Origin of the sequence: Corynebacterium sp. HMSC062A03, from assembly GCF_001811145.1 — a bacterium.
Lineage (GTDB): Bacteria > Actinomycetota > Actinomycetes > Mycobacteriales > Mycobacteriaceae > Corynebacterium > Corynebacterium aurimucosum.
Window position 1 is genome coordinate 60,166 of record NZ_KV803683.1, and the last position, 20,177, is coordinate 80,342.

Genomic DNA, 20,177 nt, shown 5'->3' on the forward strand with positions numbered 1-20,177 from the left:
GTTCGGCGCCGCGTCCTACCATGGAAACTATGCATCTTCTTTCCCTCACTGAAGCTGACCGTACCTACCTGGCCCGTATTAACTTTCTCGCCGATACCTTTGGCGATGAGCACAAGGAGCTTCCTGCGGGCTTCGAGGAAGGCTTTGACTACTACCTCGGCAGTTGGGAGCCTTCCCGTGGAGGTTTCATCGCCTGGGAGGGCCACGTCCCTGCCGGTGGCGTGTGGCTGAACTGGGGAACGGCGCAACGCCATGGTTTTGGCCACGTTATTGAAGGCATCCCGGAGCTCGCCCTAGCCGTGGAACCTCGCTTCCGCAGCCAGGGAGTAGGCACCCTGCTTATCGACGCCGCCACCGAACTCGCCCGCGAGATGGGCGCCCCGGGTATCTCACTGTCGGTGGCTAAAGATAATGAACGCGCCCACCGTCTCTACCTGCACCTTGGCTTCGAGCCGGTGGGCGAAAGCGATGGCCACATCATCCTGGTCAAGCGCTTCAAGGCCGCCGAATAAGTCAACCCCCGGCAAAGCTAAAGGGCGCTCACCATGTGAGCGCCCTGTGGAGCATAGGGGAATCGAACCCCTGACCTTTGCATTGCGAACGCAACGCTCTACCAACTGAGCTAATGCCCCAATACCTGTAGAGCGTACTCCTCCCAGTAGAAGCAGCGAAATCACCCCTGGACGGGTCTAGCAAAACCTCAGGAGTTAATTTCTTTCACTCTAGTTGCGTGTCACTAGGGATAATCCACCTTCACCGGGCAGACAATAAGGGGTCTGAAAAAGTCTGTGGAAGGTTGTCATGCGCCGAAAAAGTGTTCTTGTTCGCTCCCTCATCGCCCTTGCGGCAGCCACGGCCCTGCCTGGCACCGCTACTGCGGCAGCGGAGTTTCCCGCACTCCCCCAACTCCCCGACGTCCAGAAGGACATTCAACGACTAGAACAGGACGCCTACGATGCTCTTCCCAAGGAGCTTCAGAGCAGCCCAGTCTTTGCAGGCTCCTCGCGGCCGGCTGGGAAGCCCGCGCCGACCGGCAAACAGCAGTCGCAGTCGGTTGCTGATTCCACCTGTTCCAACTGCGTGGCCATCACCTATGACGATGGGCCTGGTGAATTGACTGCTCAGCTCCTCGATACCCTGAAGGCCAAGGACGCCCACGCCAGCTTCATGGTTTTAGCCCCCAGCGCCTCCACGCACCCGGAGCTGCTACGCCGCATGAAGGCTGAGGGCCACACCGTGGGAAACCACACCGCAACCCACCGTGAGCTCAACAAGCTCTCCCCCAGCGACGTGGACGGCGAAATCAAGGCCGGTGCCGCCGCCATCAAGGCAGCGACGGGTGAGAACCCTCGCTGGATGCGTCCCCCGTACGGTGCCACCAACGGCACCGTGGAGGCCGCTGCGAAGGCTAATGGCCAGGCACAGGCCCTGTGGTCCGTCGACACCGTGGATTGGAAGGACCGCAATTCTGAGCACGTCTGCGAGGCCGCAGTCAACGGCGCACAGGCCGGCTCCATCGTCCTCATGCACGACATCCACGCCACGACCGTAGGAGCCGCAGACTGCGTCATCGACGGGCTACGTGCGAAGGGCCTCGAGCCTGTAAGCCTCGACCGCCTCATCCCCAATCCCCAGGCGGGAAGGCAGTACTTCAGGCGATAGTGCACGAAACAGCCAATTAGGTAACTCAAGCCGTCAGCAGTATGCGGTTCACTTGCCCCTTAGCTGCTAGGTAAGATTTGGTAGCTTTAAACAGCTAAGTCTAAAGGTAGATCCGCGATGTCTCTCAGTCGATTACCTTCTAACAAGGTGCGCATGAGTTCCTTAGCATCGTCTGAACCTACCTCTGAGACTGCTTGTTGAAGTTCAGGCAGCATTACGTGGTAGACCATGTCTACATCACCTGTGCCGAGCGCCAAGGACGCAATACGGCTCATTGTTGGTTCAGCAGTCACAGCAACAATGTGGGGTGCTCGGCCTTTGCGATTGCGTATTAGGTTTAAAGCTTCAGAGCGGGTGTTCTGGGAGCGGTCTGAGCGCATAGTGAACTTGCAAGAGACCACGGCATGTATGAATCCGGGTGTTTCACCGTTGGAAGCACGGAAAGGGGACAGCAGTGCTTGTTCTTTATCAACAATCGGCAAGTCTGCGTTAATAACATTATCGGAGGCTGCACTGCGGATAACTACAACATCAGGAGATATGACGTAGCTATTTCCGAGCGCAGCGCCAAGTTCCGGATGCTGCTTTACGGCTTCGGCAAGTTCAGCCAAGTGACGATACGGCTCATAACGGGCAAGATGGTCTTGACGTCTAGAGTTACCTAAATTTTGAACCATCCAATCCCCGGGACGAACTGTTTGCATATAAGGAAATGTCGCTGCTAGGAACGTTTGCACAGCTTTTTCAAAATTTGCCCCCGTCGATTGTCCGGCGCCCTTACCTTGAACTAAAGGAACATTGAGCTGACGCGCAATGTGTGCCGAAAGTACTTTACTGGCGCGCTGACCTCTATCAGCATTGGAAGCGATCCTTTCTCCACTTGGCGTGTCAGTGAGAGCCAACACACCCGAATCAATTAATTGCTGGTGAAACTGTTTACGTGTAGCTGTAATTAAGGCTGGTTGAGTCATAGTTAGAACCTTAGTGAATCTGGTACGCGAGTTGGTTCAGCAGCGTAAACACCATCAGGTAGTGGTTCTTTATTTAATGCCGCAGCGATCCGCGAGCCGACGGCCTCAGCCACAGGGGGTGGGAAAGCATTACCGACCTGCCGCCATTGCGCGGTCTTCTTCCCCTGCCAAATCCAGTTTTGAGGGAATCCCTGAATCACGCCGCCCATCTGAACAGTGAGACGTGGTAAGTCCTTGTCGAGGTTAGTTGGGAAATCTTCTTCAGGAGCAGTCTCGGCAATTGAAGTTCCTTTTACTCCGAGTTCTTTCCAAGCAGCTTTGGCTCTTGTGGGTCCAACATCGGGGCCGCCGTGCTTCTTGGACCCTCCAACCAGAGTTGGCGCTACCTTGTTCGCCTTTTTAGCCCACTCTGCGGCACCTGTCCAACCATTTTGTCCCATAAGTATTTCTAAAGCTTCGCCCACGGTCTTCCATTGCCAGTTCGCTGGCGGCCAGAAGAAGTAGGGAGCGTATTCTTCTTTGACTGCGACCAGAATAAACCGCGGCCGAAGCTGGGGAACTCCATAGTCAGCAGCTTGAAGCAGCTTCCAAAAGACGCTGTACCCCATTTGCTCCAGACGAGTGATGATGCGAGCACGATATTCTTCAAACCGCTTTTGCCCTAGGCCCTTAACGTTTTCCAGCATTACAGCGCGTGGATCTATCTGCTTGATCATTTCCAAAGCGCGGGGAAAGAGGTCACGTTCATCGTCTTCACCAAGTTGCTGTCCTGCGATAGAGAAGGGTGGGCATGGGACACCACCAGCAAAGAGATCCGCTCCTACATAAGGCTCAGGATCGAATTCGAGGACATCTGCTTCAACAACATTCCAATGCGGTCGGTTAACGCGAAGGGTTTGAACGGCAAACTCGTCGATCTCTACTGCAACCAAATGCTCAAAACCAGCGTTTTCGAGACCCAAAGCTTGACCGCCGGCGCCAGCGCAGATTTCAACAGAAGTTAACGAGTTATGCACGCCGCTGATTGTACATAGCCCACCGGACCTTCAAGAGAGCAATGACACGAATAAGGCAAGGAGGTCGAACGCATGTTTGAATTAAGATGGGTGCTGGAGCAATTGGTAGCTCGCTGCTCATGCCAAACTCGCGAAGCAAAGGTCAGCAGCCCTCGATTCATATAAACGGCTCTAGGGTTCTTTTCTTCCCCTTGCTCACCCAGCCGGCTGCTCGAGAGAGTCTCCGGCATATGGTGGCGAAGCCTGCTTATCCCGGAGCCCATCGAGCCACACGAAATGTCCCTTAAGCGGTTAACCCGACCTAACCCCCCTAGGGTCAAGGAGCCAACGCAAGAGGCACCCAGCGTTTCCGCCGAGCGCCTTCCACTTATGCTGTGGAGCATAGGAGAATCGAACTCCTGACCTTCTGCTTGCAAAGCAGATGCTCTACCAATTGAGCTAATGCCCCATTGTTCCGTGGTGGGCCTAGCTGGAATCGAACCAGCGACCTCATCGTTATCAGCGATGCGCTCTAACCGACTGAGCTATAGGCCCTTGACCGGAACGAGTAGTAACTCTACATAGGACCGGCGATCTATTACAAATCGCCAGGTCATATGTAGTTTTTCGCGGTGATATTCTCTAGTTAATCGGTTCGTCTTGCAGTCGAATCTTGAATCCACCGAAGACGTCCACGATGGCGTTGTAGATCACAGCCATAATGGGCGCCAGGATGGTCATCAGCACAGCAATGATGGCACCAAACAGTGCGGCCGCAGAGACGACCAATCCGAAGGAGACCTCAAAGCCGCCGCCGACACCGCCGACGAGGCTGTTGAAGGAATCCCAGATGCCTGCCTGGTCAAGGCCGACGTACAACAAGCACACGGCGATGAGCCAGGCCACGAGGCCGACGAGGGACATGGCCAAGCCAACGCGGAACGCCGACATGGGCGAAATCCGGGCGAGGTGAAGCTCTCGTCCAATCATGGGTTACTCCTCGTCCTTATCGGCATCCTTGCTGTCAGCTTCGTCCTGCTGGGAGTCTTCGCCAGACTTGAGGTGCTCAGGCTTGACGTCTTCCACGGACTTCTCACCCTTGGCTACTGCCTGGGCGTCTTCCTCACCATCGTCCTCAACGTTGCGGTCGATGGCCAGCAGCTCGACGTCATCAGCCAGGTTAACCAGGCGAACGCCCATAGTGGCGCGGGAGCTCGGACGGATCTGGTTGACCTCGGTGCGGACAACGCCACCGGCAGAGGTAATGGCGAAGATCTCGTCGTCTTCGTCGACGGAGATGGCCGCAATGAGCTTGCCGCGCTTCGGGGTGTACTTGAAGGTCATCACGCCGAGGCCACCGCGGCCCTGCGGGGTGTACTCCTCAATCGCGGTGCGCTTGCCGTAGCCGCCAGAGGTGGCCACCAAGAGGAACTGACCGTCGCTGACCACAGACATGGACAGCAGCTGATCATCGCCGCGGAAACGCATGCCCTTCACGCCGGCAGTAGCGCGGCCCATCGGACGCAGCTGGTCATCGTCCGCGGTGAAACGGATGGCCTGACCCTGTTCAGAGGTGAGCAGGATGTCATCGCCCTCGTTGACCAGCTGGGCGCCGATCAGCGCATCGCCCTCGTTGAGGTTGATAGCGATGAGACCAGCGGAACGTGCAGATTCGTAGTCGGTGAGGCGGGACTTCTTTACGCGGCCCTGCTGGGTAGCAAGGACGAGGTAAGGAGCGTCCTCGTAGGACTGAATCTGGATGACCTGGGCGATCTTCTCCTCCGGCTGGAACTCCAGCAGGTTGGCCACGTGCTGGCCGCGGGCGGTGCGGCCAGCCTCCGGAAGCTCGTAGGCCTTGAGGCGGTAGACGCGACCGAAGTTGGTGAAGAACAGGATCCAGTCGTGCGTGGAGCAGACGAAGAAGTTCTTGACAATATCGTCCTGCTTTAGTTCCGCGCCGCGCACGCCCTTGCCACCGCGCTTCTGTGCCTTGTAGGCATCCACCTTGGTGCGCTTGGCATAACCGGTAGCGGTGATGGTGACAACGACGTTCTCGCGGGCGATGAGGTCCTCATCGCTAACGTCGCCGGAAGCGGCAACGATCTGGGTGCGGCGCTCATCACCGTACTTTTCGACGATCTCCTCCAGCTCATCGTGGACGATCTGACGCTGGCGCTCCTCGCGGGCCAGGATGTCCTTGAGGTCCGCGATGATCTCCTCGATCTCCGCCAACTCATCAATAATCTTCTGACGCTCCAGAGCGGCCAGGCGACGCAGACGCATGGCCAGGATGGCATCGGCCTGGATCTCGTCGACGCCGAGAAGCTGCATCAGGCCTTCGCGGGCCTCCTCCACCGTCGGGGAACGACGGATGAGCGCGATGACCTCATCGAGCATGTCGAGCGCCTTGACCAGACCGCGCAGAATGTGGGCGCGCTTCTCAGCCTCATCAAGGCGGAACTGGGTACGGCGGACGATGACCTCAATCTGGTGGGCCACGTAGTAGTTCAGCATCTGATCCAGACGCAGGGTGCGCGGCACGCCATCGACGATGGAGAGCATGTTGGCGCCGAAGGAGGTCTGCAGCTGGGAGTGCTTGTACAGGTTGTTGAGGACAACGCGGGCCACAGCATCACGCTTGAGGGTGACCACGATGCGCATACCTACGCGGTCGGAGGACTCGTCCTCGATCTTGGCGATTCCCGCGATCTTGCCGTTGACCACGGACTCCGCGATGTTGGAGATCATGTTATCCGGGTTGACCTGGTAGGGCAGCTCAGTGATAACGATGGTCTGGCGGTTGCCCACCTCCTCGATGGAGGTGACGCCGCGCATGCGGATGGAGCCGCGGCCGGTGGTGTAGGCATCCTTGATGCCCTGATCGCCCACGATGAGGCCCGCAGTCGGGAAATCCGGACCCTTGACGCGCTCCATGCAGGCAGCCAAGGCTTCTTCCTCAGAAGCATTCGGGTTATCAAGCAACCAGTAAATAGCCTCCGCCAACTCGTTAAGGTTGTGCGGCGGGATATTGGTGGCCATACCGACGGCGATACCGCCGGAGCCGTTCATCAACAGGTTCGGAACGCGGGAGGGCAGGATAGTCGGCTCCTGCGTCTTGCCGTCGTAGTTCGGCGCAAAGTCAACGGTGTTTTCGCGGATATCACGCACCATCTCCATCGCCAGCGGCGTCATACGGCACTCGGTATAACGCATAGCTGCCGGGCCGTCATTACCGCGGGAGCCGAAGTTACCCTGGCCGTCGACCAGCGGGTAGCGCATGTTCCACGGCTGGGCTAGGCGCACGAGGGTGGCGTAGATAGCGAAGTCACCGTGCGGGTGGAACTGGCCCATCGTGTCCGAGACTGGGCGGGCGGACTTTACATAGCCACGGTCCGGGCGGTAACCGGAGTCATACATGGCGTAGAGGATGCGGCGGTGGACAGGCTTAAGACCGTCACGCACCTCTGGCAGGGCGCGGCCGACAATGACGGACATGGCGTAGTCGATGTAGCTCGACTCCATCTCCTCATTGATGTCAATTGGTTGGATGCGATCGAAAAGATCACCGTTATTGTCGCTCATAATGCCCTATCCTACCTTCTAGGACCGTCTAAGGCCGTTTGTGGCACAGCTGTGGTATCACGGTGATACCATGTCCTCTATGGCTATGACGCTGCGCCTGACCCCGGACCAAGACCATGCGCTGACCTTGTTGGCTTCCGCGCAAGGCACCTCCAAACATGAAGCGGTGGTGCGAGCCGTAGTTGCGGCGGCTGCGCGAACCCTCTCGGATGCTGCCGTGCAGGACACCGCGCGCCGGCTGCTGCCTGGACGTTCAGAATTAGAAGCGGAGATCCGCCAAGCTCGGGGAGGGCGTCAATGAGCGCAGAACAGCTGCTCCTCGTCGCGCGGGAGTTCTGCCAGGCCTATCGGGTGCGGGTTATAAACTTTGCCGCCCTGGCCGCCGCGGCGGCTGCGAGCACGGCCACCATTGAGGGAATTTCCGTTCATGGCAGCCGCTCTGCGGCGGCAGAATCACTAGAAACAGTCTTGCGCGCGGTCCCCGCTCTGAGTGGAAGGAACGAAGAATTCGCGCGATTTTGCACGGAGGTCTATCTTTCTGTTGCAGAAGTTATGTAAGTTAAACATGATAAAGAAGTCTCTATTCCCTTGTAGAAAGGAATCCCCTATGCCTTCGAAGTCTTTGAAGAAGTTTCTAGCCGCTGGTGTCGTGGCTACCACCCTCGCCACTGCCGCGACGCCGGCTGCGGGTGCTAAGACTGCTGACAATGACTGGCAAAACAACAAGAACCCCAACTTCCAGCAGGGCGAAGCAGGCTCCTCCCTGACCGGTTCCACGCCGATCGACATGACGCTCATCATCGGCGGTAGCATCGCCGCCGCAGCAGCACTGCTCAAGTTGGTAGTGGATAATGTCCCGGCACTGCGCGCCCAGGTGGACGAGTTTGCCGCCCAAATCGGGATGGCCGGCTCCTCCGGTTCTTCCGAGAACAACCGCCTCTACGAAGGTGGCCTCGACTTTGACCTCGAGCGCCTTGCCCGCACCAATGGTTTCCCGGAGATTGCTGACCAGCTCGCCGCGCTCAAGGCAGGATCCAGCGCACCGGCACAGTAAGCTCGCCTGTATGACAAACCTCACCCAGCTTCTCCAATCCCCTACCCGCAACGCCGTGGTGGCGGACTTGGCCACGGCCGCCGATGACACCGTCTCTTCGCTTTCCGGCATTTCCGGAATGGCCTTCAAGGGCGCTCTAGCCGCCGCAAAGAAGGCAGATTCTAAGGTCTTATCCAAGGGAATCAACCAGATGCTCCCGGAGCTGCTCAACAGCCTGGATTCCTACTGGAAGGAATTCGAAGGCTCTGAGCAGTCTGACTTCGGCACCTACCTGGACGGACGCAGCGCTGAAGTTACAGAGGTCATCATGACTACTGCGGACAAAGCCGCTGAAGACGTTAATGCGCCTGGCATCGCTCGCACCTACAAGTCCCTGCGCGGCAAAGCCTCCTCCATCTTGGAGCCCAATGTTGCGACCATCGGCCGCGTTCTGCAGCGCCACATGGGCACTGTCTAAGAGCACGCACTTGACGAAGAAAAAAGACCAGCACCTCATATGAGGTGCTGGTCTTTGCGGGTTTTACCTAGTGCTTAGACGTCTAGGAAGCGCACGTCCTTCGCTCGGCGGGTAATGAAGGATCGGCGAGCAGAAACGTCATCACCCATGAGGATAGAGAAGAGCTCGTCGGCGCGCTGTGCATCCTCCAAGTCCACGCGACGGAGCACGCGGGTGGTCGGATCCAGGGTGGTCTCCCACAGCTCGGCGGCGTTCATCTCACCCAGACCCTTGTAGCGCTGGATACCGTCATCCTTGTTGATCTTTCGGCCCTGCTCCAAGCCCTCGGCGAGCTGCTCGTCGCGCTCGGCATCGGAGAAGGCGTAGCCCGGCTGGCCCTTCGCCCACTTCAACTTGTACAGCGGCGGATTAGCCAGGAAGACGTGGCCATCCTCCACCAGCTGCGGCATGAAACGGAAGAGCAGAGTCAACAGAAGCGTGGCGATGTGCTGGCCGTCCACGTCAGCATCGGCCATGAGCACAATCTTGTCGTAGCGCAGCTTGGAAATATCGAACTCTTCGTGGATACCGGTGCCTAGGGCGGTAATGATGGCCTGGACCTCAGCGTTCTTCAGAACCTTGTCCATGCGGGCTTTTTCCACGTTGAGGATCTTGCCGCGCAGCGGCAGGATGGCCTGGAACATGGAATCGCGGCCGCCCTTAGCGGAACCGCCTGCGGAGTCACCCTCCACGATATAAAGCTCAGTGCGCTTCGAGTCCTTGGAGCGGCAATCCGCTAGCTTGCCCGGCAGGCCGCCGAGGTCACCGGCAGACTTACGGCGCACGAGCTCACGAGCCTTGCGTGCGGCCACACGGGCGTGCGCGGAGGACACGGCCTTATTGATGATGACCTTTGCCTCAGCCGGGTTGGCGTCGAACCAATCATTGAGGTGCTCATTGACGGAACGCTGGACAAAGCCACGAATTTCCGAGTTACCAAGCTTGGTCTTGGTCTGACCCTCGAACTGTGGGTCCGCCACCTTGACGGAAATAACGGCAGCAAGGCCTTCACGGCAGTCATCGCCGGAAAGGTTGCCATCCTTTTCCTTGAGGAGCTTGTGCTCCTTGGCGTAGCGGTTCATCAGGGAGGTCAGCGCAGCGCGGAAGCCTTCCTCGTGCGTACCACCCTCATGGGTGTTGATGGTGTTGGCAAAGGTGTGGACGGATTCCTTGTAGCCCTGGTTCCACTGCAGTGCGATTTCGACCTCGTGGTCCTCACCCTTGACGTCGAAGGCAACGATGGTGGGGTGAATGGCGGTCTTGGTCTTGTTGAGGTGCTCAACATAGTCCTGCAGGCCGTTCGGATAGTGGTAAATAACTTCCTTGTTCTTCTTGGAAGTCTTCTCCTCGCTATCCTCGCCGTCCTTGTCAGACTTTTCCTTCTCATCGAGGGAGCTCAGGCTCACGGCGGAGTCGCCGGCTTCGGCGATCTCCTCTAGCTCGGCCTGCTCTTTGGAGATAGCGCGCTCGTCACGCAGCACAATGGTCAGGCCCTTGTTCAGGAAGGCCATCTCCTGCAGGCGGCGGGCGATGGTGTCGTAGTTAAACTCGACGGTTTCGAAAATTTCCGGGTCCGGCCAGAAGCGAATGGTGGTTCCGGTGCCGCGAGCATTATCGCCTTCGACAAGCTCATCGGGGATGGCATTGTTGAAGTTCTGGTACCAGTGCTTGCCATCGCGCTTGATGTCCGCCTCCACACGGGTGGACAAAGCGTTGACCACGGAGATACCCACGCCGTGCAGACCACCGGACACGGCATAAGATTCAGAGTCGAACTTACCGCCGGCATGCAGCTGGGTCATGACCACCTGGACGGTGGGAACACCAGAGGCGTGCATCTCCACCGGGATACCACGGCCGTTATCGATGACCTCGATGCCGCCATCCTCACGGAGGGTGACGATGACCTTGTCGGCATAACCTGCCATCGCCTCATCGACGGAGTTGTCAACGATCTCCCAAATCAGGTGGTGCAGGCCACGGGCACCGGTGGAGCCGATGTACATACCGGGGCGCTTACGGACGGCCTCGAGGCCCTCCAGAATTGTGATTGACCCCGCATCATATGCGTGTTGTTCAGCCACGGATTCGTGTTCTCCTTTTGGCTAGAGCTAAATCTAAGACTCTAGCCATTCTACACTGTGTCCCCCCACGCAAGGGCACTGCACGCCCGTGAGAGCCCCAAATTTGCGTGAATTTCGCGGTCGCCGAAAATCAGCCGTAGGTATCTTGCGAACCTTGCGGCTTGACCCATTGGCGGCCCTCGTAATTCCGGTGCTGCTTAGGACCCTGAATGTGCAGCTTAACCACCACGTCTGGGCCCAGGCGATCCGCAATTTTTTGCAAGATGGGGCGCTGCAGGTAGCGCAACTCGGTAGCCCAGCTGGAGGAATCACACGCCACGTAGACAACCTGCTCTTTGATGTTGAGCGGTTGCGTATGCGCAGCAATGCGCTCGCCGACGAGGTTTTCCCAATTGCCCATGACCCAGCCATGGGCCAATTCGTGTTCCCAGCCGCGCTTGCCAATCTCTCGTTGGATCTGCGCGCCGAGGCTAGGGATCTCGAGGCTCCGTCGCCTGCGACGGCCATCGGGACCGCTCGGCCGACCACGCTGATAGGGCTTTGGCTGCTTCTCTGAAGATGTCTGGGCTAAGTTCATTTTGGGCGCCGGCTTATTGAGCTTCGGCGGATTTTGGGAATTGTTCCGCGTGCGCTCAAAAAGCGCCTTAACCGGATCAAAGTCTTGTTCAGTCATCCTCGTCACCGCCCGCCGTATACGGAGCGATCTCGGAGATTCGGCCCTCATCGGTATCGCAGACCGTGACCGTAAAACGTTCGATGGGCTGCAAGTTGCCGGGCAGATCCTCATCCACAGCTGCGGTGATGAGCACCTGTTCCGCACCTGCCGCGAGGTGAACGAGCTTTTCGCGGCGTTTGGCGTCCAGCTCAGCGAAGACATCATCGAGGATGAGGATCGGATCAGTGCCGTCCTGGCGCAACAAGTTGAACTCCGCCAACCGCAGGGAGATGGCATAGGACCAGGTCTCGCCGTGGCTGGCAAAGCCCTTGGCAGGGCTCGCTCCTAGATTAAGCAGCAGGTCATCGCGGTGCGGGCCAACAAGCGAGATACCGCGTTCGATCTCGCGCTGGCGCTTGCTAGCGAGTTCGGTGAGCATCATGGCCTCGATGACCTCAGGATCAGAAATATCCACCGTGGACTTGTACTCAATATTCGCCGGCCGCGATTCCGGGGCAAGCCCGGCATAGGCGGCGGGGATGAGCTCGCGGAGTTCGTCGACAAGCGCAAGGCGTGCCTGAATCACCTGCGCGCCGAGGGAAGACAGCTGTGTATCCCACACGTCGAGAGTCGCCAGCGCCGAGGCACCATCACTGTCGCTGTAGCCGCGGCGCAAGCTTGGCGACGCCGACTTCAACAACGCATTCCGCTGCTTGAGCACCTTGTCATAATCGGCCTTCACACCAGCCAAACGCGGCGTGCGCGAGGCAATGATGTCATCCAGATACTGGCGGCGCGCTGCCGGTTCGCCGCGTACGAGCGATAAATCCTCGGGGGAAAACAACACGGTTTTCACCACGCCTAGTAGCTCACGCGGGGATTTCAGGCGCGTACGGTTGATCTGCGCCTGGTTGGCCGCGTGGGGTTTGATCAGTAGGTGCGCAGTGAGCTCTCTGCCCTGGTTCACCGCCGTGGCAGAGATACGAGCATTGTGTGCGCCCTGGCGCACGAGGGGGGCATCGTGGGCCACACGGTGTGAGGATAGATGCGCGGTATACCCGATGGCCTCGACGATATTGGTCTTGCCGAAACCGTTGCGGCCGACAAACAAGGTAATTCCCGGTTTCAGCCTGAGGGTGAGCTCGGGCCAGGAGCGGAAGTCCCTGACATCGAGATCGCGAATATACATATGGCCTAGCCTGGCAAGCGCACTGGCATCAAGAGGTAGGTGAAATCAGTCTCCGGGGTCGGGAAAGAGCCGTCTTCGTTGGCTACCGGCAGCTCTTCCGGTTCCGGAATCATGATTGCCGGGCGCGAAGGTTCGGTGAAGCCAAAGACCACGCGGTCCGTGTGAACCACAGCCAAACCATCCTTGAGGTAGGACGGGTTGAAGGCAATAACAAAATCCTCACGGCCGTTGAAGGCGCACGGCAAGGTCTCGCTTGCGCGACCAGAGTCCGCACCGGCCGCCAAGGTCACCTCACCTTCGCTGAACTCCATGCGGATCTGAGCGTTGCGATCCGTCAACAGCGAGACGCGGCGAATCGCTTCCTGGAGCGGAGCAACCTCAATGCTGGCCATGGCGCTGTGGGTCTTGGGCAGCAGCGGTGCCACGTTGGGGAAATCCGCGTCCAACATGCGGGTCGTGGTCTCGCGGTTATCCGCATGCAGGCCAAAAAGGCCTTCCGCAGCGATGTTGTCACCAGTGCCCACGGCAATTTCTACCGGGATGTTGAGGTGCGTGTCCAAGGAGCGGCCAGTCTCCTGCAGCGTCTTGGCCGGGACGAGGAGCTTGGCCTGGACACCAGGAGATACCGGCTCCCACTCGAAGGTGCGCATGGCCAGGCGGAAACGGTCCGTAGCCGTCATTTCCACGTGGGAACCATTGATGTCGATGTGCACACCAGTGAGCATCGGCAGGGTGTCATCCTTGCCGGCAGCCGCAACGACCTGGCTGATGGCCTCCACGAAGAGCTGCGGGTTAATGGTGCCGGTGACCTCCGGCAAAACAGGGAGCTGAGGGTAATCATCCAGCGGAATGAGCGGCAGCTCGAAACGGGAGGAACCACAGGTCAACAGAACTTTGTTGTCTTCCTGGGTCATCTCGATTTCCTTGTTGGGCAAGGAAGCAACGATGTCAGAAAGCAACTTACCGGCCACGGCGATGCGTCCCGGCTCATCCACCATGCCGGCGATACGCACACGGGTGGAGACTTCGTAGTCGAAGCCGGTGAATTCCAAACCATTGTCATCCGCGGTGATCAGCATGGCGCGCAGTACCGGCTGGGTGACCTTTGAGGGAAGGCTGCGCGCGACCCACGCTACGGCGTTGGCGAGGTCATCTTTGGCAACGCGAAATGACACGGACTGCTCCATGGTGGTGAGACGCTCCTCTAGTTGCGGATGGAAGATTCTTGCAAGCTCACTCCAACTTACAGGATCGGCGCCGAAGCACAGGATTTTGTCATTTACCGTCTGTGCTTCTCGATGAGGGCGTGCGGTCAGGCCGGGCGCCAACGAATCACACACATCCTTTTTCTTCTTAGTTAGGGAGAAAACAAAATAGGAGTAGTAATAAGCGCTGTGGGATCTGTGGACAACCTAGCAAAAGCCAAGCTCTGAGCCGCGAATCGATCTGTGAGTCAGGGTGTGGGATCACTGTGATCAAATGACAAGAAATGTGAGTAACTGGGTCGGGGTCAAAGTTATCCACAATCCATCCCCAGATCTATCCCTGCTGATCACAGGGTTAACCACAAGGGCGATGTGCCCTCTGATCTGCTGTGGAAGAAGAAAATGTGACAAGGATCTACAAATTACAACAATGGAATTACACAGCTGTGAATAACGGTGTGGATAACTTTTTGGCGGATCGCAAAGACGCCCCTGCCCACACCCGCGGGGGAGGTTGCTGCGGGGAAGGTGGGAGGGGCGTCGCCAAGCGTTGCGTGGTGCTAACGCTGGTTGTGGTTCTTCACGCGCTGGGTCAGCGCCTGGATCTCGTCGTAGGTATTCCGGTTCTCAGTCATCTCCTTACGGATTTTGCGGTCCGCATAGATGACGGTGGTGTGGTCCTTGCCGCCGAACTGGTCACCAATCTTTGGCAGGGAGAGCTCAGTGAGTTCGCGACACAGATACATCGCTAGCTGACGGGCGTGAGCCACGGCGCGTTTCTTACCAGAACCGCGCAAGGTATCCACGTCGATGTTGAAGTAATCCGCGGTCACCTCGATGATGGCTGCCGCGGTGATTTGGCGATCTGCAGAATCCGGGGCCAGATCGTGCAGAGCAATCTCCGCCATCTCCAAACTGATCGGCTCGTTGACCAGAGAGGAATAGGCAGAGACGCGGATGAGCGCACCTTCGAGCTCGCGGATCGAAGATTCAAAGCGAGAGGCGATGAGCTCGAGAACCGAGCGATCGACGTCTGTGCCGTCCGCGGAGGCCTTCTTCATGAGGATAGCGATGCGCGTCTCTAGGTCTGGCGGCTGAATATCCGTAATCAATCCGCCCTCGAAGCGCGTGCGGAGGCGATCCTCCAGTGTGGTCAGCTGCTTCGGTGGACGGTCGGAGGACAAAATGATCTGTTTGTTGGCCTGGTGCAGCGCATTGAAGGTGTGGAAGAACTCCTCCTGCGTGGACTCTTTGCCTTCTAGGAACTGGATGTCATCGACCATGAGGATGTCCAGGTTGCGGTAGCGGCGCTTGAAGGATTCCTGGCGGTCATCACGCAGGGAGTTGATGTAGTCGTTGGTGAATTCCTCCGAGGACACGTATTTCACGCGCAGTCCCGGGTGCAGGACCTGGGCGTAGTTGCCGGCTGCGTGCAGCAGGTGCGTTTTGCCGAGGCCGGAACCGCCCCAAATAAAGAGTGGGTTATAGGCGCGCGCGGGGTTTTCCGCGACGGCCACGGCGGCGCCGTTAGCAAAGCGGTTGGAGGAACCGATGACGAAGTTCTCAAAGGTGTGCTTCGGATTGAGAGACTTTTCTCGGTTCGGGTTATGCGCTGGCTCCTCCCGCGGGATCCGTGCCCCGGCTGCTTCGGGGTAGCCACTAGGTGCGGTGCTTTGTTGCTCGCTGTAGTGTTGCGCCAATTCATCGAGGCTGGCTGGGGAATGCGCAGTCTCCCATGAGCGCGGCTGATGGTGGCTTGGTGTTTCTGGCTGGGAGGTTGGAGCGGGCGGCGTGGGCTGCTGGAAAGCCTGAGCCTGGTGCCCCATGCCGTGCTCGGGAGCCTCGGTTTGGATAGGGCGTTGAGGTGCGGGTGCTGGAGGCTCTTCCTGTGGTGCCGGCTGCGGAGGTGCCGCAATGGTCACGGCCAAAGAACAGGGGCGACCCATGTGCTGCGATAGAGCGCGGGTGATGTATTCCCCTAGTTCAGTTTCGATGACAGTTTTGGCGTTCTCGTGTGGCGCGGCGATCAACGCATAGCCATCACCGATCATGATGGGCTCGACGAGTTGGAGGTTGAGGCGCTGGCTATGGGAGAAGTTGGGGACATCCGAGCTTGGTTGCTCGGACTGAGCCAGCAAATCACTGACCACAGCTTTCCAGCTGGCCCGGAGGGCTGCTTGCGGATCGGACACAACGCCTACCTTCTGTGTAGTTAGAGTTCACGCGGTGCTGCCGAAGAGGCGGCTACACCTATTTGATTCTGGGAAGAAGTGGCCTTGAGAACCAAATATTTACTGCGTGACTCTGGGTGAGAATCGGGGATGGACGGATGGATAAGAAAGAGATACGGAACGAGAAATCACAAGAAATTTGTGATTTCCACCGAAGATTCCACACGATGTTTTAGCGCGTAACCTCGGTTTCCACAAAGTTATCCACAGGTGTGGATAGGTGGTTTATCCACAGCCTATCTCATGGCTGTGGATAACTTTACATCGGCTCCTTAATGCAGTTGACCTGCGTAAACAGCAAAAGTCTCAAGTTATGATTGAGAGTTATCCACATCCTGTGGGTGACTGTGGAATTAGATTCCTCAGTTGTACCGCGTTATGGGGGCGCTGTCTAACGCGCTTTTATGCGCGCTTGACACGGTGGAGCCCAGCACGGTGGGTGGACAGCAGGAGGGGGCGCTTGCCGCGCAGCATGTGGGCAAAAAGTGGCGTTCTAGCTGCGGATAAAAACATCTTTGTAATTTCGGGGACACCCAGTGTGTCGATTTGTTTCGCGCACTATCTGTCACGTAACCTGTGATGGTCTATCGCAACAGTGCATGGTGCACATGTTGCATGTGGGAATGCCTCGCCACGCCTTACGGCGCTTAAAGTGCGAAGCCTCATCCCCACGTACACCATTCATCAGTGGATGTTTAAGCCCAGCGCCACCAGTGGCGCGAAGCTGTGCCATCCACCAACAACTTCAAGGAGTTAATCGTGGCAAAGGGTAAGCGTACCTTCCAGCCGAACAACCGTCGTCGTGCCCGTAAGCACGGCTTCCGTACCCGCATGAGCACCCGCGCAGGCCGCGCTATCGTCGCCGCTCGTCGCAAGAAGGGTCGCGCTAAGCTCACCGCTTAATTCATGCTTCCAGCCCAGCACAAGCTCACATCCCCGAGGCAATTTCGGAGGACTATCAAGGGCGGGCGCCGGGCGGGCACGCGCACTGTCGTCGTGCATTTGCGCTTTAACGACGGTGAAGACGCTATCGCGGCCACTGGGCCGCGGTTCGGCCTCATCGTGTCGAAGGCCGTCGGGAATGCCGTGGTTCGCCACCGCACCTCCCGGCGGCTTCGTCATGTGTGCATGTCCCTCATGCGCGATGGTGTCAACGGGACCGTATTGCCCGCTAATGTTGACATCGTTATCCGCGCCTTGCCCGCCAGCGGTGATGCCACCAGTGAGCGCCTTGAGCGTGATATCCGCAAAGCGCTACGCACATGGGATATCTGAACTCCCAAGGTGAGGAGATTCCCGAAGCCCGCGGCTTCGGAAGAGTCCTAGTTCACGGGGTGCGCTTCTACCAAAAGCACTTGTCAGGCCTTAAGATGGTCTCCACCTGTCGTTTTGAACCGACGTGCAGTGCCTATGCCCTCGAAGCCATTTCCATCCATGGAGCCTTCAAGGGGACGGGCATGGCGCTTGCCAGGTTATGCAAGTGCGGTCCCTGGCACCCGGGCGGGTTTGATCCGGTACCGACCAAACAACAACTGAGGTAAACAACTCTCGTGCTTAATTTCATCTATTGGCCAATTTCAGCCGTCTTGTGGTTCTGGCATTGGCTCTTGAGCTTCGTTCTTGATTCCGCATGGGGCGGAACCTGGATCATTGCCATCGTTCTTCTGACGTGGACGCTCAAGGCCATCATGGTCAAGCCGACCATCACGCAGCTGCGCTCCTCCCGAAAGATGCAGGAGATCCAGCCGCAAATCCAGGAACTGCGCACCAAGTACGCCAATGACCAGACCAAGGCGGCGCAGGAGATGCAGCGCATCTACAAGGAATCTGGCGTGCGCCCGGTCGCGGGCTGCCTGCCCATGTTCGCGCAGATCCCGATGTTCATTGGTCTGTTCCACGTGCTGCGCTCCTTCGACCGCACTGTTGCTGTCGCCGGTGGCATTGGCCACCCGGCGGGTGACGCCATGTCGGAGGAAATGAACGCCTCCATCGCCAACTACATCTTCGAACCCGCGCTGGTGAAGGAGTTCGTCGATGCCAAGATCTTCGGTGTGCCGCTGGTGGCCAACCTGCGCCTCAATTCGGGGCTGGAAATTGTTAAGGAAACCACCACCGCCCAGGCGGCCGTCATCATCGTGCCGCTCATCGCCATCATTGCGACGCTGACGCACTTCAACGCCCGCATGACGCTCAACCGCCAGGAGGCGCGTCGCGCCGCCGGCAAGACTGCTGCACCCCAGGGTCAGAATGCGGAGATGATGCAACAGCAGATGGCCATGATGAACAAGATGATGCTGTGGTTTATGCCGGCAATGCTGGTGTTCTCCGGTTTCATCTGGCCCATCGGCCTTCTCTTCTACATGTTGGCCAACACCGTGTGGACCTTCTTCCAGACCCGCATCGTCTACGCCAAGATGGACCGCGAGGAAGAAGAAGAGGCAGCCGCCAAGGCTGAGCTCAAGCGCACCTCTGCTCCGAAGCCGGGTGCTCGCAAGAAGGACAATCGCTCCAAGAAGCAGCGCCGCAAGAACAATAACTAGAACTTAACCCAGGAGTTTTCACAGTGACTGAATCTGTGTCCGACACTGTGCCACTGGACCCGTCTGACGTCTTCGGATCGCGTCTGCCGCTCGCGCAGAAATACCACGATTCGCTGGCTACGGACGGGTCCACCCGTGGTTTTATAGGCCCCCGCGAGGTCCCGCGCCTCTGGGAGCGCCATCTCATCAACTGCGCCGTGGTCGCCGAAGTCATGCCGCAGGGCGCCACGCTTATCGACGTCGGCAGTGGCGCCGGCCTGCCCGGCATCCCGCTCGCTATCGCGCGCCCTGATCTGAAGATCACCCTCATCGAACCGTTGCTCAAGCGCTCGACCTACCTCAACGAGGTCGTCGACCTACTGGGGCTGGATAACGTCACCGTCATCCGCGGCCGCGCCGAGGAGGGCCCGGTCAAGAAGGCCGTTAAGAGTGCCGACATCGTCACCTCCCGCGCCGTGGCCCCGCTGGGCAAACTGGCCAAGTGGTCCCTGCCGCTGGTGCGCAAGGGCGGGGAGATGATCGCGTTGAAGGGTTCCTCTGTCTACGAGGAACTGGAGCGCGATGCTGCTGATATCAAGCGCGCCGGCGGCGGAAAAGCCGAGGTCATGACCATCCACGGCACCACCATTATCCGTGTCCCGCGCGTGAACTAAAGTAGACGGCATGACTCATCCTCGTCTTATCACCATCGCGAACCAGAAAGGTGGCGTGGGTAAAACCACCTCCGCCGTCAACCTTGCCGCCGCGCTCGCTGAGGCCGGCAAGAAGGTCCTGGTGATCGACTTGGACCCGCAGGGCAATGCCTCCACCGCAGTAGGAGCGGAGCACACTTCCGGCACTAAATCCAGCTATGAGGTTTTGTTGGGGGACTGCAGCGCGGAGGATGCGATGCAGCACTCCCCCGACGATGAGAACCTTTACTGCATCCCAGCCACCATCGACCTCGCCGGTGCAGAGATCGAAATGGTCTCCCTAGTTCGCCGCGAGTTCCGCCTCTATGACGCTCTGCACAACGGCTTCCTCGAGGAGCACGGCTTTGAGTACGTCTTTATCGACTGCCCACCTTCTCTAGGCCTGCTCACCATCAATGCGATGACGTGTGCAGAAGAAGTTATTATTCCCATCCAGTGTGAGTACTACGCCTTGGAGGGCGTGGGCCAGCTGCTGGGCAATATTTCCATGATTCGGGAGCACCTCAACGAGGACCTTCACATTTCCGGCGTGCTGCTGACTATGTTCGATGCCCGCACCAAGCTGGCTGAACAGGTGGCCAATGAGGTGCGCGAGCAATTCGGCGCCGTCGTTTTGGGCAACGTTATCCCGCGCTCCGTTCGCGTTTCGGAGGCGCCGGGCTATGGTAAGACAGTTATCGCTTATGATCCGTCGTCGACGGGTGCTCGCGCCTACTCCGCCGCCGCGCGCGAGTTGGATAAGCGCGGAGACTACACACCGCACCCCACCACGGGTGCCATTGGCGTGAGCCCAGAGATTTTCGCGGAATTGGAAGGATAGG

At 58.4% G+C, this 20,177-nt stretch carries 21 protein-coding genes and 3 tRNA genes; 12 read left to right on the forward strand and 12 right to left on the reverse strand.

The annotated features are described in order from the left end of the window. The first annotated feature begins 20 nt into the window (after positions 1 to 20). On the forward strand, positions 21 to 512 hold the full coding sequence (locus HMPREF2781_RS07550; protein ID WP_070645119.1) for a GNAT family N-acetyltransferase: 492 nt from the start codon (positions 21 to 23) through the stop codon (positions 510 to 512). Positions 513 to 559: 47 nt separating this feature from the next. On the opposite strand, the gene HMPREF2781_RS07555 is transcribed toward HMPREF2781_RS07550, so the two are convergent. Further along, positions 560 to 632: transfer RNA gene (locus HMPREF2781_RS07555), tRNA-Ala, on the reverse strand. 169 nt (positions 633 to 801) lie between these two features. On the opposite strand from HMPREF2781_RS07555, the gene HMPREF2781_RS07560 reads away from it, so the two are divergent. Continuing rightward, the gene (locus HMPREF2781_RS07560; protein WP_070645122.1) at positions 802 to 1,662 is read left to right on the forward strand and encodes a polysaccharide deacetylase family protein; all 861 of its coding nucleotides are present in this window, start codon (positions 802 to 804) and stop codon (positions 1,660 to 1,662) included. Between the two features lie 86 nt (positions 1,663 to 1,748). Here the strand turns inward: HMPREF2781_RS07560 and HMPREF2781_RS12240 are convergent, their stop codons facing one another. From HMPREF2781_RS12240 to gyrA, 6 genes are all read right to left on the reverse strand, one after another. Beyond that, entirely contained in the window at positions 1,749 to 2,633 is an 885-nt protein-coding gene (locus tag HMPREF2781_RS12240) for an NgoMIV family type II restriction endonuclease (RefSeq protein WP_083276418.1), read from the reverse strand. 2 nt (positions 2,634 to 2,635) lie between these two features. Next, on the reverse strand, positions 2,636 to 3,649 hold the full coding sequence (locus HMPREF2781_RS07570) for a DNA cytosine methyltransferase (RefSeq protein ID WP_118790703.1): 1,014 nt from the start codon (positions 3,647 to 3,649) through the stop codon (positions 2,636 to 2,638). Positions 3,650 to 4,024: 375 nt separating this feature from the next. Continuing rightward, positions 4,025 to 4,097: transfer RNA gene (locus HMPREF2781_RS07575), tRNA-Ala, on the reverse strand. Positions 4,098 to 4,106: 9 nt separating this feature from the next. Further along, positions 4,107 to 4,183: transfer RNA gene (locus HMPREF2781_RS07580), tRNA-Ile, on the reverse strand. An 87-nt stretch (positions 4,184 to 4,270) separates the two neighbouring features. Beyond that, positions 4,271 to 4,618: a DUF3566 domain-containing protein gene (locus tag HMPREF2781_RS07585; RefSeq protein WP_070444502.1), complete on the reverse strand. Its 348-nt coding sequence runs from the start codon at positions 4,616 to 4,618 to the stop codon at positions 4,271 to 4,273. Between the two features lie 3 nt (positions 4,619 to 4,621). Then, complete coding sequence (gene gyrA, locus HMPREF2781_RS07590) at positions 4,622 to 7,210, reverse strand: DNA gyrase subunit A (protein ID WP_070645125.1); 2,589 nt, start codon at positions 7,208 to 7,210, stop codon at positions 4,622 to 4,624. 79 nt (positions 7,211 to 7,289) lie between these two features. Here gyrA and HMPREF2781_RS07595 point away from each other — a divergent pair, with 79 nt between their 5' ends. From HMPREF2781_RS07595 to HMPREF2781_RS07610, 4 genes are read left to right on the forward strand one after another with little or no spacing between them, the layout of a single operon-like run. After that, positions 7,290 to 7,511, forward strand: a complete 222-nt coding sequence (locus tag HMPREF2781_RS07595) for a CopG family transcriptional regulator (protein ID WP_070645234.1) — start codon at positions 7,290 to 7,292, stop codon at positions 7,509 to 7,511. Continuing rightward, on the forward strand, positions 7,508 to 7,768 hold the full coding sequence (locus HMPREF2781_RS07600; protein WP_070444508.1) for a cell filamentation protein Fic: 261 nt from the start codon (positions 7,508 to 7,510) through the stop codon (positions 7,766 to 7,768). The genes HMPREF2781_RS07595 and HMPREF2781_RS07600 overlap by 4 nt, the downstream gene beginning before the upstream one ends. 49 nt (positions 7,769 to 7,817) lie before the next feature. After that, entirely contained in the window at positions 7,818 to 8,264 is a 447-nt protein-coding gene (locus HMPREF2781_RS07605; RefSeq protein WP_070444510.1) for a hypothetical protein, read from the forward strand. 10 nt (positions 8,265 to 8,274) lie between these two features. Beyond that, positions 8,275 to 8,721, forward strand: coding sequence for a DUF6918 family protein (locus HMPREF2781_RS07610; RefSeq protein ID WP_070444512.1), 447 nt, complete (start codon positions 8,275 to 8,277; stop codon positions 8,719 to 8,721). Between the two features lie 74 nt (positions 8,722 to 8,795). Here HMPREF2781_RS07610 and gyrB read toward each other — a convergent pair whose 3' ends face one another. The 5 genes from gyrB to dnaA form a co-directional block, all read right to left on the reverse strand. Then, complete coding sequence (gyrB, locus tag HMPREF2781_RS07615; RefSeq protein WP_070512880.1) at positions 8,796 to 10,844, reverse strand: DNA topoisomerase (ATP-hydrolyzing) subunit B; 2,049 nt, start codon at positions 10,842 to 10,844, stop codon at positions 8,796 to 8,798. 130 nt (positions 10,845 to 10,974) lie between these two features. Then, on the reverse strand, positions 10,975 to 11,517 hold the full coding sequence (locus HMPREF2781_RS07620; protein ID WP_070645129.1) for a DciA family protein: 543 nt from the start codon (positions 11,515 to 11,517) through the stop codon (positions 10,975 to 10,977). Next, a complete protein-coding gene (gene recF, locus HMPREF2781_RS07625) occupies positions 11,510 to 12,688 on the reverse strand; it encodes a DNA replication/repair protein RecF (protein ID WP_070444518.1) in 1,179 nt (392 codons plus the stop codon). The genes HMPREF2781_RS07620 and recF overlap by 8 nt, the downstream gene beginning before the upstream one ends. A 5-nt stretch (positions 12,689 to 12,693) precedes the next feature. Next, a complete protein-coding gene (gene dnaN, locus HMPREF2781_RS07630; RefSeq protein WP_070645132.1) occupies positions 12,694 to 13,875 on the reverse strand; it encodes a DNA polymerase III subunit beta in 1,182 nt (393 codons plus the stop codon). A 578-nt stretch (positions 13,876 to 14,453) separates the two neighbouring features. Beyond that, entirely contained in the window at positions 14,454 to 16,085 is a 1,632-nt protein-coding gene (gene dnaA / locus HMPREF2781_RS07635) for a chromosomal replication initiator protein DnaA (protein ID WP_070444522.1), read from the reverse strand. 798 nt (positions 16,086 to 16,883) lie between these two features. On the opposite strand from dnaA, the gene rpmH reads away from it, so the two are divergent. From rpmH to HMPREF2781_RS07660, 6 genes are read left to right on the forward strand one after another with little or no spacing between them, the layout of a single operon-like run. After that, entirely contained in the window at positions 16,884 to 17,027 is a 144-nt protein-coding gene (rpmH, locus tag HMPREF2781_RS07640; RefSeq protein ID WP_003847033.1) for a 50S ribosomal protein L34, read from the forward strand. Positions 17,028 to 17,030: 3 nt separating this feature from the next. Then, on the forward strand, positions 17,031 to 17,399 hold the full coding sequence (rnpA, locus tag HMPREF2781_RS07645; RefSeq protein ID WP_070645134.1) for a ribonuclease P protein component: 369 nt from the start codon (positions 17,031 to 17,033) through the stop codon (positions 17,397 to 17,399). Beyond that, on the forward strand, positions 17,387 to 17,665 hold the full coding sequence (gene yidD / locus HMPREF2781_RS12245; protein WP_070444526.1) for a membrane protein insertion efficiency factor YidD: 279 nt from the start codon (positions 17,387 to 17,389) through the stop codon (positions 17,663 to 17,665). Before rnpA ends, yidD begins: the two co-directional genes overlap by 13 nt. A gap of 9 nt (positions 17,666 to 17,674) precedes the next feature. Beyond that, positions 17,675 to 18,664 carry a membrane protein insertase YidC gene (yidC, locus tag HMPREF2781_RS07650; RefSeq protein ID WP_070645137.1) on the forward strand — a complete coding sequence of 330 codons (990 nt, stop codon included), beginning with the start codon at positions 17,675 to 17,677 and terminating at the stop codon, positions 18,662 to 18,664. A gap of 23 nt (positions 18,665 to 18,687) precedes the next feature. Further along, a complete protein-coding gene (rsmG, locus tag HMPREF2781_RS07655; RefSeq protein ID WP_070645139.1) occupies positions 18,688 to 19,317 on the forward strand; it encodes a 16S rRNA (guanine(527)-N(7))-methyltransferase RsmG in 630 nt (209 codons plus the stop codon). A 10-nt stretch (positions 19,318 to 19,327) separates the two neighbouring features. Then, a complete protein-coding gene (locus HMPREF2781_RS07660; protein ID WP_070444533.1) occupies positions 19,328 to 20,176 on the forward strand; it encodes a ParA family protein in 849 nt (282 codons plus the stop codon). Position 20,177: the final 1 nt, after the last annotated feature.

What these genes read in the sequence shown, in the direction of transcription:
- HMPREF2781_RS07620 (WP_070645129.1), bottom strand. Translation starts at nt 11,517, where the DNA reads ATGACTGAACAAGACTTTGATCCGGTTAAGGCGCTTTTTGAGCGCACG.
- HMPREF2781_RS07585 (WP_070444502.1), bottom strand. Translation starts at nt 4,618, where the DNA reads ATGATTGGACGAGAGCTTCACCTCGCCCGGATTTCGCCCATGTCGGCG.
- HMPREF2781_RS12240 (WP_083276418.1), bottom strand. Translation starts at nt 2,633, where the DNA reads ATGACTCAACCAGCCTTAATTACAGCTACACGTAAACAGTTTCACCAG.
- HMPREF2781_RS07550 (WP_070645119.1), top strand. Translation starts at nt 21, where the DNA reads ATGGAAACTATGCATCTTCTTTCCCTCACTGAAGCTGACCGTACCTAC.
- HMPREF2781_RS07600 (WP_070444508.1), top strand. Translation starts at nt 7,508, where the DNA reads ATGAGCGCAGAACAGCTGCTCCTCGTCGCGCGGGAGTTCTGCCAGGCC.
- HMPREF2781_RS07605 (WP_070444510.1), top strand. Translation starts at nt 7,818, where the DNA reads ATGCCTTCGAAGTCTTTGAAGAAGTTTCTAGCCGCTGGTGTCGTGGCT.
- gyrA (WP_070645125.1), bottom strand. Translation starts at nt 7,210, where the DNA reads ATGAGCGACAATAACGGTGATCTTTTCGATCGCATCCAACCAATTGAC.
- HMPREF2781_RS07610 (WP_070444512.1), top strand. Translation starts at nt 8,275, where the DNA reads ATGACAAACCTCACCCAGCTTCTCCAATCCCCTACCCGCAACGCCGTG.
- HMPREF2781_RS07595 (WP_070645234.1), top strand. Translation starts at nt 7,290, where the DNA reads ATGGCTATGACGCTGCGCCTGACCCCGGACCAAGACCATGCGCTGACC.
- rnpA (WP_070645134.1), top strand. Translation starts at nt 17,031, where the DNA reads ATGCTTCCAGCCCAGCACAAGCTCACATCCCCGAGGCAATTTCGGAGG.
- dnaN (WP_070645132.1), bottom strand. Translation starts at nt 13,875, where the DNA reads ATGGAGCAGTCCGTGTCATTTCGCGTTGCCAAAGATGACCTCGCCAAC.
- yidD (WP_070444526.1), top strand. Translation starts at nt 17,387, where the DNA reads ATGGGATATCTGAACTCCCAAGGTGAGGAGATTCCCGAAGCCCGCGGC.
- HMPREF2781_RS07560 (WP_070645122.1), top strand. Translation starts at nt 802, where the DNA reads ATGCGCCGAAAAAGTGTTCTTGTTCGCTCCCTCATCGCCCTTGCGGCA.
- recF (WP_070444518.1), bottom strand. Translation starts at nt 12,688, where the DNA reads ATGTATATTCGCGATCTCGATGTCAGGGACTTCCGCTCCTGGCCCGAG.
- HMPREF2781_RS07660 (WP_070444533.1), top strand. Translation starts at nt 19,328, where the DNA reads ATGACTCATCCTCGTCTTATCACCATCGCGAACCAGAAAGGTGGCGTG.